Source organism: Actinoplanes rectilineatus (genome assembly GCF_000962825.1).
GTDB lineage: Bacteria > Actinomycetota > Actinomycetes > Mycobacteriales > Micromonosporaceae > Actinoplanes > Actinoplanes rectilineatus.
In genome coordinates this window covers 81,156-94,600 of record NZ_JZKF01000023.1, presented here as the reverse complement: position 1 = coordinate 94,600, position 13,445 = coordinate 81,156, and the positions used below count along the sequence as shown (strand labels likewise).

Below are 13,445 nucleotides of genomic sequence, written 5' to 3'. Positions count from 1 at the left end.
CGAGCGGCTAATCTGGCCGCGATGCGTGCTCCGGCCTGGCTCCCCATGCCCGTGCGCCGCGCCCTGCGGGTGGTGCGGCGCTACTGGCGCATGGCCGCCGGACGGCTGACCCTCTGGTCCGCCCCGGCCCGCAAGCAGTGGCGGCGTTCGCTGCAGCTGCGGGTCGTGGCGCTGACCCTGATCGCCTCCAGCCTGCTGGTGGGCACGTTCGGCTGGTTCATCGCCGACCGCAGCGCCACGATCCTGCTGAACCGCACCACCGACGAGGTGGCCGCGTCCATGCGCGGCAAGGTGGAGTACGCCTACAACCAGCTCACCGTCCACCCGCAGGCACGTGACCCGGAGCTGCCGAGCACCATCAACGACACGGTCAACGAGCTGATCGACCGGGACCAGGCGGAGGACGGGGCCGCGGTGGTCTCGATCCGGGCCGAGCACTACCCGGACCTCAAGGCGGTGACCCTGCCGAGCGTGGACACCAGCGAGCTGATCACGCCCGACATGATCCGCCGGGTGTCCCAGCTGGGCCGGGTCGCCCACCAGGTGCGCACCGCCGAGATCGACGGCCGGACGACGAAATACCTGGTGTACGGCTCGCCGGTGCCCACCAAGTTCGGTCAGGTCGAGCTCTACTACCTGGTCCCGCTGACCACCGAGGACCGCGCCGCCAGCGAGATCGGCACCACCGTGCTGGCCACCGGCCTGGCCCTGGTGATCCTGCTCGGTGTGGTGGCCGGCCTGGTCACCCGGCTGGTGGTGACGCCGGTCCGGATCGCCGCGCGCACCGCCCAGCGGCTCTCGGCCGGCCTGCTCGACCAGCGGATGAAGGTGGAGGGCGAGGACGACCTGGCCCTGCTCGCCGCCGCGTTCAACCAGATGGCGGCCAACCTGCAGCGGCAGATCGTCCGGCTCGAGGAGATGTCGCGCCTGCAGCGCCGGTTCACCTCGGACGTCTCGCACGAGCTGCGCACCCCGCTGACCACCGTCCGGATGGCCGCCGACCTGATCTTCGCCGAGCGCGAGGAGTTCGATCCGGCGGTGGCCCGCAGCGCCGAACTGCTGCAGGCCGAACTGGACCGGTTCGAGGACCTGCTCACCGACCTGCTGGAGATCAGCCGGTTCGACGCCGGGTTCGCCGCGCTGGACTCCGAGCACAGCGACCTGGTGCCGATCGTGCAGCGGGTCACCGAGCGGCTGGGCAGCCTGGCCGAGCGGGCCGGCGTGACCTTCGAGCTCGACCTGCCGGACACCCCGGTGATCGCCGAGGTGGATTCCCGCCGGGTCGAACGGGTGCTGCGCAACCTGATCGGCAACGCGGTCGAGCACGCCGAGGCCAAACCCGTGGTGATCACCATGGCGACCGACGACGCCGCGGTGGCGGTGACCGTCCGCGACCACGGCATCGGGCTCAAGCCGGGGGAGGAGCGCCTGGTCTTCAACCGGTTCTGGCGCGCCGACCCGTCCCGGGCCCGGCAGACCGGCGGCACCGGCCTCGGCCTGTCGATCAGCGCCGAGGACGCCCGCCTGCACGGCGGCTGGCTGGAGGCGTGGGGCGCGCCCGGGGAGGGCGCCCAGTTCCGTCTCACCCTGCCGGTCCGGGCCGGCGACCGTCTGGTGGCCGCGCCGATCCCGCTGATCCCCCGGGACCGTCCCGCGGCCACCGGCGAACCGGCGGAGGTCCTCTGATGCGTCATCGGAAGCTGGCCGGCGCGGCGACGGCCGTGGTGCTGCTGCTCGGCGGCTGCGGGATACCGGACGAGACCGGGGTGACCGACGCCGGCCCCGGGCCGTCCACCGGCATCTCGTCCGGCGACGACGACACGGTCGCCCGGGTGACCCGCGACGAGACCACCGACCGCACCCAGTTCATCGACAACTACCTGCAGGCCGCAGCCGGCGACTACGACACCGCGCTGGACCGGGTCAAGGACTTCATGCCGGCCGACGAGGCCGCCGAGTTCACCGCGCCGCCCACCCCACGGGTCATCCGGCTCACCGAGAAACCACTGGTCACGCCGGGGCAGGACCGGGTCGTCATCTCGTACGAGATGATCGGGACCCTGGGCAAGAACGGCCTGCTCGACCCGGCCACCGAGCCGACCGAGGGCAAATACGAGATCACCCTCGGCGAGGTGCCCGGCAACGGCCTCTACGTGCTGAAGGCCCCGGCGTTCCTGCTGCTCAGCGACGACGCTCTGGACTCGTTCTACGAGGAACGGACGATCTACTTCTGGAACACCGAGCACACCGGACTGGTCCCGGACGTGCGCTACATGCTGCGCAGCGTGCCGGTCGAGCAGGAGCCGACCACGGTGCTGGGCTGGCTCATCGACGGCCCGGCCGCCTGGCTGCGCGACGTCGCCGAGCCGCTGCCGGAGGGCACCGCCACGGTCGGCAAGGTGTTCCAGACCGACGACGACAAGCTGCAGATCAACCTGACCGCGCAGGCGCTGCCGACCGAGAACACCGATCAGGCGCTGGAACGGCTGCGTAAACAGCTCCAGTGGTCGCTGCGGCCGCTGCTGCCGGAGAGCCTGGACCTGAAGATCGGTCACGAGGAGACCCGGCACTACAGCGGCTCCGACTACCTGAGCAGCAACGTGGCCTACCGCCTGGCCCCCGACCCGGAACGCTTCGTGGTCTTCGGCGGGCAGATCCGCCGGCTGTCCGAGTCGCCCAACGCGTTCGATCCGGTCCCCGCGGTCGGCCCGGACGAGAACAAGAACGTCCGGCTGGCGGCGCTGAGCAGTTCCACGACGCACACGTTCGCGGCCCTGGTCACCGGGGCGGCGCAGAAGGAGACGCTCAAGGTCGGCGCGGCCCTGCCCGGGGAGAACGCCACCCTGCGGGCGGTCACCGGGCTGCCCGCCGAGGGCCTGCAGCACCCGGTGTGGGCCACCATCCCGGACGCGACCACCGAGGGCGGGGTCGGCCTGATCATCGCCGGCGGCAAGCTCTACAGCTTCCGCTCCGAGGGCGGCGTGGCCCAGCAGGTGGTGGCCGCCGGTGGCGCCGGCACGATCAGCGCGATCTCGGTGGCGCCGGACGGACACCGGGTGGCACTGGTGTCCGGCGGGCGGCTCTACCGTGCGGTCCTCACCCCGAGCGGGCAGGGACTGGCGCTGAGCACACCGCAGGAGATCCAGCCGCCGCTGTCCGGGGTGACCGCGGTGGACTTCAGCGGTGAGGGCTGGCTGACCGTGGCCGGCACCCGCGAGGACAACGACCGGGTCGCGATCAAGCACGTGTCGATCGACGGTGCGCTCGAGGAGCCACGCCTGCCGGACATCGGCAAGGACACGGTGAACTACCTGACGGCGTACCCGGCCAACCCGGTGACCACCCGGACCGGCCGACCAGTGTCCGACTCGATCTCGTACACCACCGCGGACGCCGCCTGGGACGCGCTCTCCACCTCCGTCAAGATCACGGCGGCGGATCTGGCGGGCGAGACCGGCGAGCAGCCCGCCGGGACGGTGCCGACCGCGCCGTTCTTCCTGAACTGATCCCTGCCTCCGCGCCACCCGGATCGACTCCCCGAGGGGACGACTGTGCTCTCCGCGCTGCTCGGTGACCTGGCGGACCTGGTTCTGCCCGCCTCCTGCGCCGGCTGCGGCGCCGAACGCGTCCGGTTGGTGGCCGGCGCCTGCCCGGACTGCGTGACCCGTCTGGAGGGGCTGCGGCCGCACCGGACGGCGCCGACCCCGTCACCGCCGGGCTTTCCGTCGTGCACGGCGGCGGGGCCCTATGCCGGGGCGTTACGGGGCGTGCTTCTGGCGTACAAGGAGAAGAACCGGCACCGGCTCGCCCGGCCCTTGGGATCGCTGCTGGCCGCAGCGGTGGCGGCGACGGTGCCGCGGGACCGTCCGGTGCTGCTGATCCCGGTCCCGTCCACCGCGGCGGCCCGGCGGGAACGGCACGGTGACCACATGGCGCGGCTGACGGACCACGCCGTGCGACGACTGCGGGCGGCCGGTTACCAGGCCGGGACGGCCCAGCCGTTGCGGGCGTTGCCGCGTCCCGACTCAACGTCACTGAGCGCTGACGAACGGCTCGCGGTAGCTGTCAATTCGCTGCGAATCGGTTCCCGAATCGGCGTTCTGCGACGCGTCGTGCGGGCGAGGGGCACGCTGGTGGTGACGGACGACATCGTCACCACCGGGGCCACTCTGGCCGCGGTGGCTCGACGTCTGAAGGAGGCGGACATGCAGGTCACGGGTGCTGCGGTGGTGGCCGCGACACGACTGCGCGCCAACCGTCGTGCGATTTGACTCCCGAGCCGCCCGGAGCTGCCGATAGAGGCGAACGTCAGCCTTCCGGTATCCCCAACGAGGGGTGACGGGCGGGCAAGGGCAGGTTAGCGTCTAGGTGACGAGGGTAAGCCCACGGACTTACCCGCCACCGGAGCGCCGAGGTCGGGTCTTGTCGCCGCACCGGAAAGGAGTCGTCTCACCCCTGGCACAGGCCGCGTTCTGGTGGCTAGTCACGCGGCGTTTTCCCTGAGCTGCACGATGCGCCGCGAAACGGCGCACCAAAGAACAACGTTGGGGGAGGTCACGAGTGGACATTGTCGTCAAGGGCCGCAACGTAGAGGTTCCCGACCACTATCGAGAGCATGTCGCCGACAAGCTGAGCAAGGTCGAGCGTTACGACCAGAAGCTGATGAGGGCGGACGTGGAGCTCTTCCACGAACGAAACCCGCGACAGGCCGACACCTGCCAGCGTGTCGAGATCACGGTCCGTACCAAGGGCCCGGTGATCCGCGCTGAGGCACAGGCACAAGACTTCTATGCAGCCCTGGACTGCGCCATCAACAAGCTGGACGCCCGGTTGCGCCGTTCCGCCGACCGGCGCCGCGTCCATCGGGGCCGGCATGCGCCGGTGTCCGTGGCGGCAGCCACCGCCAACCTCCCCACCGATCTGACCGGTGGAGTCGCCACCCTGACCGCCGAACCGGCCCTCGACGAGCTGGCCGAGCACGACGAGAACCAGCCGTGGCGCATCGTCCGGGAGAAGGAACACTCGGGCGAGCCGATGACCGTGGACGACGCTCTCTTCCAGATGGAACTCGTCGGGCACGACTTCTATCTGTTCCACGACAAGGAGAGCGGGCGCCCGAGCGTGGTCTACCGCCGTCGCGGCTACGACTACGGCATCCTCAGCCTCGCCGTCTGAGTCTCACGCCCTGCCGGAGGCCTGCGCGAGCAGGTCTCCGGCCAGGAGGACGAATTGGATGTCGTCCACCCGGCTCCCGCCCGGTCCGGGCAGCCGCGAGCGCTGGTAGGCCTCGCGCTGGAAACCGGCCTTCTCCAGCACCCGTTGTGAGCCGATGTTCTCCGGGACGGCCCCGGCGATCAGGCGCGCGATGCCCGTCTCGGCGAAGGCCCAGAGCGCGACGAGCTGTGCCGCGCGGGTCGTGAAACCCTTGCCACGGTACGCGGTGAGCATGCTGTACCCGATCATCGCCTGGGCGGTCGCCGGCTCCTGGTAATAGAGCCCGATCTCGCCGGCCGGGGCTCCGGTCGCGGCGTCCAGGATGACCAGATCGGCCCGGCTCCCGGAGAGCCAGTGCGCCTCGGCCCGGTGGCAGCGCTCCCGGATCGTGGCGTCCGGCATCGGCACCGGCGGGACGCTGGTCGCCACCACGTCCGGCAGATGGTGCAGTTCGGTGTAGAAATCCAGATCACCCGGCCCGAGCGGCCGCAGCGTCACCACGCCGTCGGAGAGCTCGCCGCCGGGCAGATCCGGCAGCAGGCGGACGGGCGCGACCTCCGGGTCGCCGATCAGCCGTGCGAAGACGAGGGCGTCCTGGCGGCCGTCCGCGGCCGGCAACGCGCCGCGGCGCGCACCCTCCCGGGCGAACCCCGCGGCCAGCGCGGCCCGCTGCGCCGCCGTGTTCTCCCACGGGATCACCAACTCCAGCCGGTGGACGCCGCTCGCGGCGGCGTGCCGGCCGAGGGCACGCAGGGCGGCGGTCGCCACCCCGCGGCGGCGGGCGGCGGGTCGGACCGAGAAGGTCGCGGCGGCGGTCTGCGGGTCGTGCGCCCCGCGGTCGAGGGTGACCTCACCGAGCGCCTCACCGGTTTGCTCGTCGGTGACGACCAGCACGTTCCCGGCGTCCGGCCGGATTCCTGAGTCGGCCGGACCGGGGGCGCGGAGTCGTACCGCGCGGCCGGTGTTCCTGTGTTCGGGTCCCTGATCCACCCGGTCATCCTCTCCGGGACGCGCCCGGGCGCCAAACGGGTTCCGAAGAGCTCAGCACTGCGCTTTCAGCGAACTTGCTGGGAGGTTTCACCTGTTTTACGAGATTCGCCGGAGGCTCGGGTCACAGGTCCGCGGCGGGAGTGCCTACGATGGGTCGGCAGACTGTCTAGGGGAGCGCTGACCCGTGTCGATATTGGAAAAGATCCTCCGTGCCGGCGAAGGCCGCATGGTGCGCCGGCTCAAGGCGATCGCGGACGCGGTCAACTCGATCGAGGAAGACTACGTCGATCTGACCGACGACGAGTTGCGGGAGTGCACCCAACAGTTCAAGGAACGTTACGAGGAGGGCGAGTCGCTCGACTCGCTGCTCCCGGAGGCCTTCGCGGTCGCCCGTGAGGGCGCCAAGCGGGCACTCGGCCAGCGGGCCTACGACGTCCAGCTGATGGGTGGCGCGGCCCTGCACTTCGGCAACATCCCGGAGATGAAGACCGGTGAGGGCAAGACCCTGACCGGTGTGTTCCCGGCCTACCTCAACGCGTTGAGCGGCAAGGGCGTACACATCATCACCGTCAACGACTACCTCGCCCAGCGTGACGCCGAGTGGGTGGGCCGGGTCCACGGCTTCCTCGGCCTCACCGTCGGCGTGATCCTGCCGAACCGGCCGGCCGCCGAGCACCGCGCGGCCTACCAGTGCGACATCACGTACGGGACGAACAACGAGTTCGGCTTCGACTACCTGCGCGACAACATGGCGTGGTCGAAGACCGAGCTGGTCCAGCGGGGCCACAACTTCGCGATCGTCGACGAGGTGGACTCGATCCTCATCGACGAGGCCCGCACCCCGCTGATCATCTCCGGCCCGGCCGAGCACTCCGCCCGGTGGTACGGCGAGTTCTCCCAGATCGTCGCCCGGCTCCAGCCCGGCAAGGACGGCGAGGGCGACTACGACGTCGACGTGGCCAAGCGGACCGTCGCGATCACCGAGCGCGGCGTCGCCAAGGTCGAGGACCGCATCGGCATCGACAACCTGTACGAGTCGGTCAACACGCCGCTCGTCGGTTACCTCAACAACGCGATCAAGGCCAAGGAGCTCTACAAGCGCGACAAGGACTACATCGTCAGCCCCGAGGGCGAGGTCCTGATCGTCGACGAGTTCACCGGCCGCATCCTGCACGGCCGCCGCTACAACGAGGGCATGCACCAGGCCATCGAGGCGAAGGAGGGGGTGGAGGTCAAGCAGGAGAACCAGACCCTGGCGACCGTCACCCTGCAGAACTACTTCCGCCTCTACGAGAAGCTCGGCGGCATGACCGGCACGGCGCAGACCGAGGCCGGCGAGTTCAACAGCGTCTACAAGGTCGGCGTCGTGAGCATCCCGACGCACCGGCCGATGGTCCGCATCGACCACCCGGACGTCATCTACAAGACCGAACGGGCCAAGTTCAACGCGGTCATCGAGGACATCGCCGAGCGGCACGCCACCGGCCAGCCGGTCCTCGTCGGCACGGTCTCGGTGGAGAACTCCGAGATCCTCTCCACCCTCCTGCGCAAGCGCGGCATCCCGCACAGCGTGCTGAACGCGAAGTTCCACGCCCAGGAGGCGACGATCATCGCCCAGGCCGGGCGCAAGGGCGGCGTCACGGTGGCCACCAACATGGCCGGCCGCGGCACCGACATCCTGCTCGGCGGCAACCCCGAGTTCCTCGCCGCCGCCGAACTGGCCCAGCGCGGCCTCGACCCGGTGGAGAACGCCGAGGAGTACGCGAAGGCCCTCGAAGAGGTCATGCCGCAGGTCAAGCAGGCCTGCGAGAAAGAGGCAGCCGAGGTCCAGGCCGCCGGCGGCCTCTACGTCCTCGGCACCGAACGGCACGACTCCCGCCGCATCGACAACCAGCTCCGCGGCCGCTCCGGCCGGCAGGGCGACCCGGGCGAGTCCCGGTTCTACCTGTCGCTGCAGGACGACCTGATGAAGCGGTTCCGGGCCGGCGCCGTCGAAGCCGTCATGGAGCGCTTCAACATCCCCGAGGACGTCCCCATCGAGTCGAAGATGGTGACCCGGCAGATCCGCAGCGCGCAGACCCAGATCGAGGGCCAGAACGCCGAGATCCGCAAGAACGTCCTCAAGTACGACGAGGTGCTCAACAAGCAGCGCCAGGTCATCTACGCCGAGCGCAAGCGGGTGCTCGACGGCGAGGACATGCACGACCAGGTCGTCCACATGATCGACGACGTGGTCGAGGAGTACGTCACGGTCGCCACCTCGGAGGGCTTCGCCGAGGACTGGGACCTCGAACAGCTCTGGACCAGCCTCCGCCGTCTCTGGCCGGTGACCCTCACCGTCGACGACGTGGTGGCCGAGTCCGGCGGCGAGCGCAACGCCGTCGACCAGGAATTCCTCATCGAGCAGCTCAAGCAGGACGCGCTCAACACGTACCGCGCCCGCGAGGAGGAGATCGGCGAGGAGGCGCTGCGCGAACTGGAGCGCCAGGTGCTGCTGGCGGTCATCGACCGCAAGTGGCGCGAACACCTCTACGAGATGGACTACCTCCAGGAGGGCATCAGCCTGCGGGCGTACGCCCAGCGCGACCCGGTGGTGGAATACCAGCGCGAGGGCTTCGACATGTTCAACCAGATGATGGAGGGCATCAAGGAGGAGGCCGTCGGCTTCGTCTTCAACCTGGAGGTTCAGGTCGAGGAACAGCCCACCATCACGGTCGACCCCTCCCAGGCGTTCGAACTGCCCAAGGTCGGCGACGAGGACGACGCCCCGGCCGAGCCCGAGCACGTCGAGGTGCACGCGAAGGGTCTCGGCGGGCCGAGCCGCCCGCAGAACCTGCAGTACACCGCCCCCACCATCGACGGTGAGGCCGGCGCGGGCGCCCCGCAGATCCAGACACAGCCGGCCGAGGAGCCCGGGCGGCACGCCCAGCCCGCGACGTCGGAACAGTCGGGCCGGCACGCGCAGCCCGAGCCGCCGGCCGCCCCGGCCCGTCCCGCCGCCCGCCCGGCCGGGACCATCGGCGACTCGCCGGTGCCGCCCAGCCCGGCCCACACGAGCGCGCGGCACGCCGCCCGTTCGGCGGGCCAGACGGAGTCGAGCGGGCCGTCCCGTAACGCCCCGTGCTACTGCGGCTCCGGCAAGAAGTACAAGCGTTGCCACGGCGCTCCCGGCGCCAACTGACCCGTTGACCGGCCCGCACGGGCCACCACGCGCGTCTGAACGGCCCGTAGGCCCGGCTCTCCGCCGGTCTGCGGGCCGTTCGCCGTTCCCGCCGGTCCGGGGCCGCCCCGGCGGTTCTCGCCCGCTCCGTCCGCCACAGGCCGATGGCCTCACCTCACCCTGACATGACAGGGTCGCTGTCGCTGTCGCTGTCGCTGTCGCTGTCGCTGTCGCTGTCGCTGTCGCTGTCGCTGTCGCTGTCGCTGTCGCTGTCGCTGTCGCTGTGGGCTGTCACTCGGCGGCGGGTTGGTCTGTGGGTGTGTCGTCCGTTGCTGTCGGGCGGGTGTCCTCAGGCGTGTCGTCTCGTCGGTGAGTGAGGTGTGTCGTCTCCTCGGTGAGTTGGCAGCGGACCCGATGGCTCCCCTGGCGGGTCCGGATTTCGTTCAGCCCGTGACGCCCGCCGCCTGCGCTGCACGACAGGCGCCTCGGGGGACCTGGAGCAGTGGCGCGGGACCTGCCGCCACCGACTTGGGCAGAAGCCGGTCTGAGCGCGTCGTTCCCCGACCGTCCGGTATCCCGACCGTCAGATCCCACCGACGTCGACCATCACCAACAGCGAGCCCAATCCACGCCGAACCTCAACGTGGGATCTGACCGGGGCATCCGGCCGGGCCATCTGAGCGGGGCATCTGACCAGGGCGCCCGGCCGGGCCATCTGAGCGGGGCATCTGACCAGGGCAACCGGCCGGGCCATCTGACCGGGGCATCCGGCCGCGGGACCTGGATGCGGGATCTGAGTGGTGTCGGTCTGTGGCAACGGCGGTCAGATCAGGCGCAGGACCGTTGCGCACCAGGTCTGCTGGTGCAGCTCCAGCCGGAGGGCCATGGCCCAGGTGCGGTCGCCGGTCACCAGGGCGACGGCGGCCTCCACCACGCCCGGCCGCGGCTCGCAGAGGCGCAGCTTCAGGACGGCCACCGGCGCCGGGCGTAGCGCCCTCCGCGCCCCTGACCGCCTGCTGGTGCGGACGGCGGCCACCCGGCGTGCTCCGGCGACGCCCTGGGCCACCACGTCGGCGGCCTGCGACGGCAGCGAGAGGCGGCGAAGGTGCGCCGCCGGCCGATAACCGTTCAACACCTCGACGCAGAGGTGAACGAATCGCCGGACCGCCAGCCGCGCATCCCCGGACGCGCCGGCCACCACCGCACGGTCCGCGGCAGGAACAGGCCCGGTCCTGCCCGTGGGCGTAGCCGAACCGCCCTCCCCGACATGCCATCCGGTCCCCAGAGGGGGTCTGCCCATCCCCGGTCCGCCCTGTCCGGATCCGCTCTGTCCGGATCCGCCCGGTCCAGGTCCACCCACGGCCCCGAGCGCCGGATCTCCACTCGGGCAGCCTGCCGTGCCACCGACGCATCCCGCTGTTGAGTCACAGGCACACCCGCCCGCCGGTCCGCCGGCCCCGGATCCGCCCGCGACCTGCCCGTCGACGACTGCTCCACCATGACCACGTGCACCGGGCCACCCACGCTCGTCCGCAGACCGATCGGCACCCGACCCGCCCGGCCCACCCGATCCGCTTGCCCCGACCCGGTCGCCCGGCCCCTTCCGCTCACCCGGCCCAGCCCCATCGGCCAGCCGGCGATTGCCGGACCAGTCCAGAGCGAGCTGCCGTCCCGAAGCCCACACCTGTGGTTCCAGCTCGTCGTCGAACGGTGGATCGGACCGGGGGACCGGCCACAACCGAACAGCCGGCCGGGACCGGATCGATGCGGCACCCGTTGATCGCATCTCCACCGCCAATCCTTACGTTTGCCTCCGTTTGCCTTCGACAGCTGTGAGCTTTCTCCACGCCGGAAGCCCGGTCAACGGCCCACCATCGATCCGGGAAGACATACAAAAAGAACGGAACGCCTACTCCGCCTCGCGCTCGGTCAACGGGTTGTCCCGGACCCAAGCGGCCGTTTCGGCGTACTTTTGTAGGATGTATTCCTCTAATTTGGCGCGTTCGACGCGCCACTGACCGCGCCCACCGATCTTGATCGCGGGGAGTTCGCCGCTGCGGACCATGTGGTAGACCTGCGAGTCCGAGACGTTCAGCTCGGTGGCGACCTCGGAGAGGAGCAGGAAGCGGGATTCCACCATGTCCTCCTTCGATCGGCAGCCTGAGTTTGCCACTGTTCGCCTCCGGAAGCCTCCGGTGGGGCAACCCGAAGGAGGGGTGGCTCGCCACGATCCGGAGACGCCTGGTGGAATTGGGGCCTCCCGGTCCGCTGTGACGGTGTACTGACCGGGCAGCGAATCCACGGGAGGAAAGACGTGCCGATCACCGAGCTGGTCCGGGTCTACGTGCCGGCGACCGTGCCGATGCTCGCGGCGCTACGGTCCGCCGCCCGACTGGGCGGGAGCCCGACGAACGCGCACGCGGTGACTCCCGGCCTCCGCGAGTGGTATGCCGAGGGCGACGAGGAGGAGCTGGAGTACGTCGCCTTCACCCGTGCCGCGCAGGACGCCCTGAGCCTGATCCGGCAGGACGCCGATGCGCCGCGGCGCCGGGTCGTGATCTCCGCTGACGTGCCGCCGTCGGCGTTCGTCCGTCAGGACATGGAGCTCGGGTCGAGCGCGGTGCGGCTGCCGGGGCCGGTGCTCCTGACGTCGATCGCCAGCATCCACGTCGACAGCGCCGACGCGGTGGAGGCGGTGACGGCCGCCGTCGAGGTGGTCGACGCGGCTCTGGCCGGCGACGAGGACGCCCAGTTCGTCGTCGACGGCGCCGAGGATCACGAGTTGGAGTGGTACGCCGTCTCCGAGCTGGACTCGCTCACCTGATCCTCGTCCTCATCCTCAGAGGAGTCGGAGTCGTCGGCGGGTTCCAGTGTCCGGCCGACCAGGATGATCGCTGAGATGGCGCCGATGAAGAGCACCACGAGCCCGCTGTTGAGCCGGGCGGCGCTCAGGATCTGCTGGGTCGTCTGTTCGAGGATGCTGACCTTGCCGGCCAGGTCCAGCACCTTCGACCCGGCGGTGCGGGACAGGATCTCGCCGGCCACCAGGATCACGCCGGGGCCGGCGCCGGCCGCCGCGTGCATCGTCCAGCGCAGGGTGGTGCCGGTGCGCCGGCCGCTCCGGCGCAGCAGCAGGAACGTGATGATCCCGGCGGCGAGTCCGCTGATGGTGGCCTGGCCGTAGGAGAACCACTGCGACGCGGCGACCGTGGACGCGGTGTCGTCGGCGCCCAGCAGGGACAGCAGCGGACTCTGGACGGGCGAGTAGTTGAGCACCGTGCCGATCACGAACACCGCGACGGCCGCGGAGCCGGCGGCGACGACGACGGACGGGACCCGGAAGCCGGCGAGCGCGCCGCCGATGGTCCCGGCCGCGGCGAGGGTGCCGCCGATGGCGGCGTAGATGGTGCCGGCCGTGTTGATGGTGAACATCGGGACGGCGCTGGCCGCGCCGATCAGGAGTCCCGTGCCGGTGGCGACGGCGAACCGGGCGGTCGCGCCGAGCGGGCGGCGGCGGGCGATCAGGGTGAGCACCAGTAGTGCCGCGGCCGCTCCGGCCACCAGTTCGGCCGCGACGATGCCGGGCAGCGCGTAGGCCGCGGCGGTCACCTCGGACATGGCGTCGGCGCGCGCGGTGATGTCCTGCCGGGCCGACCAGATCATGGCGGCGGTCCAGGCGAGCGCGGCGGCCGCGAACAGGGCCACGACGAGCGGGGACTCCTCGGTGGTCTCCGGGGCGGACTGGCGGTCGGTCATGGGGCTCAGGGTAGCCGGAGGACCTGCGGCTATCGGACCGGCCATACGTGCCATCCGGGCCCGTCACAGGCGTCGTGCGTGCTTCGTCCGCGCCGCGCCGACCTCGCCGATATTGCGCTTATCACCTTGGATGGGTTCGATGTCCTGATTGGCGTGTCAGTTTAGGCCGATTCGCGAAAATCCTGCCCGGGACGTGTCGTCTGACCGTTTAGCTGCTCCATTTTACCTGCTCAGAGTCGCTCTTGAGGGCGAAACGCGCCGTCCGCACCCTCGTTGTCGGACTGTCTGTGCGGGACAGTCGTTTGTGGAGACGCAAACTGGACGG

At 70.7% G+C, this 13,445-nt stretch carries 11 protein-coding genes; 7 read left to right on the top strand and 4 right to left on the bottom strand.

Features of this window, described 5'->3' with window-relative positions; translation table 11 throughout:
* Positions 1-90: 90 nt before the first annotated feature.
* From mtrB to hpf, 4 genes are all read left to right on the top strand, one after another.
* Complete coding sequence (mtrB, locus tag WH85_RS19235; protein ID WP_045743322.1) at positions 91-1,686, top strand: MtrAB system histidine kinase MtrB; 1,596 nt, start codon at positions 91-93, stop codon at positions 1,684-1,686.
* Positions 1,686-3,506, top strand: a complete 1,821-nt coding sequence (locus WH85_RS19230; RefSeq protein WP_045743282.1) for an LpqB family beta-propeller domain-containing protein — start codon at positions 1,686-1,688, stop codon at positions 3,504-3,506. The genes mtrB and WH85_RS19230 overlap by 1 nt, the downstream gene beginning before the upstream one ends.
* A 45-nt stretch (positions 3,507-3,551) precedes the next feature.
* A complete protein-coding gene (locus WH85_RS19225) occupies positions 3,552-4,271 on the top strand; it encodes a ComF family protein (protein WP_045743281.1) in 720 nt (239 codons plus the stop codon).
* Positions 4,272-4,560: 289 nt separating this feature from the next.
* Entirely contained in the window at positions 4,561-5,175 is a 615-nt protein-coding gene (hpf, locus tag WH85_RS19220) for a ribosome hibernation-promoting factor, HPF/YfiA family (RefSeq protein ID WP_045743280.1), read from the top strand.
* Between the two features lie 3 nt (positions 5,176-5,178).
* Here hpf and WH85_RS19215 read toward each other — a convergent pair whose 3' ends face one another.
* Positions 5,179-6,204: a GNAT family N-acetyltransferase gene (locus WH85_RS19215; protein WP_052720541.1), complete on the bottom strand. Its 1,026-nt coding sequence runs from the start codon at positions 6,202-6,204 to the stop codon at positions 5,179-5,181.
* 184 nt (positions 6,205-6,388) lie between these two features.
* Here WH85_RS19215 and secA point away from each other — a divergent pair, with 184 nt between their 5' ends.
* Both secA and WH85_RS50535 read left to right on the top strand, forming a co-directional pair.
* Entirely contained in the window at positions 6,389-9,385 is a 2,997-nt protein-coding gene (secA, locus tag WH85_RS19210; RefSeq protein ID WP_045743279.1) for a preprotein translocase subunit SecA, read from the top strand.
* A gap of 164 nt (positions 9,386-9,549) precedes the next feature.
* Positions 9,550-9,741, top strand: coding sequence for a hypothetical protein (locus WH85_RS50535; RefSeq protein ID WP_157411092.1), 192 nt, complete (start codon positions 9,550-9,552; stop codon positions 9,739-9,741).
* A gap of 446 nt (positions 9,742-10,187) precedes the next feature.
* Here WH85_RS50535 and WH85_RS19205 read toward each other — a convergent pair whose 3' ends face one another.
* Positions 10,188-10,562 carry an Rv3235 family protein gene (locus WH85_RS19205; RefSeq protein ID WP_211275396.1) on the bottom strand — a complete coding sequence of 125 codons (375 nt, stop codon included), beginning with the start codon at positions 10,560-10,562 and terminating at the stop codon, positions 10,188-10,190.
* Positions 10,563-11,273: 711 nt separating this feature from the next.
* Complete coding sequence (locus tag WH85_RS19200) at positions 11,274-11,504, bottom strand: helix-turn-helix transcriptional regulator (protein WP_045743278.1); 231 nt, start codon at positions 11,502-11,504, stop codon at positions 11,274-11,276.
* Positions 11,505-11,726: 222 nt separating this feature from the next.
* On the opposite strand from WH85_RS19200, the gene WH85_RS19195 reads away from it, so the two are divergent.
* On the top strand, positions 11,727-12,188 hold the full coding sequence (locus WH85_RS19195; protein ID WP_045743319.1) for a DUF6912 family protein: 462 nt from the start codon (positions 11,727-11,729) through the stop codon (positions 12,186-12,188).
* Here the strand turns inward: WH85_RS19195 and WH85_RS19190 are convergent.
* Positions 12,140-13,120: a hypothetical protein gene (locus tag WH85_RS19190; RefSeq protein WP_045743277.1), complete on the bottom strand. Its 981-nt coding sequence runs from the start codon at positions 13,118-13,120 to the stop codon at positions 12,140-12,142. The genes WH85_RS19195 and WH85_RS19190 overlap by 49 nt on opposite strands.
* Positions 13,121-13,445 lie beyond the last annotated feature (325 nt).

What these genes read in the sequence shown, in the direction of transcription:
- WH85_RS19230 (WP_045743282.1), top strand. Translation starts at nt 1,686, where the DNA reads ATGCGTCATCGGAAGCTGGCCGGCGCGGCGACGGCCGTGGTGCTGCTG.
- WH85_RS19190 (WP_045743277.1), bottom strand. Translation starts at nt 13,120, where the DNA reads ATGACCGACCGCCAGTCCGCCCCGGAGACCACCGAGGAGTCCCCGCTC.
- WH85_RS19200 (WP_045743278.1), bottom strand. Translation starts at nt 11,504, where the DNA reads ATGGTGGAATCCCGCTTCCTGCTCCTCTCCGAGGTCGCCACCGAGCTG.
- mtrB (WP_045743322.1), top strand. Translation starts at nt 91, where the DNA reads ATGGCCGCCGGACGGCTGACCCTCTGGTCCGCCCCGGCCCGCAAGCAG.
- WH85_RS19195 (WP_045743319.1), top strand. Translation starts at nt 11,727, where the DNA reads ATGCTCGCGGCGCTACGGTCCGCCGCCCGACTGGGCGGGAGCCCGACG.
- WH85_RS50535 (WP_157411092.1), top strand. Translation starts at nt 9,550, where the DNA reads ATGACAGGGTCGCTGTCGCTGTCGCTGTCGCTGTCGCTGTCGCTGTCG.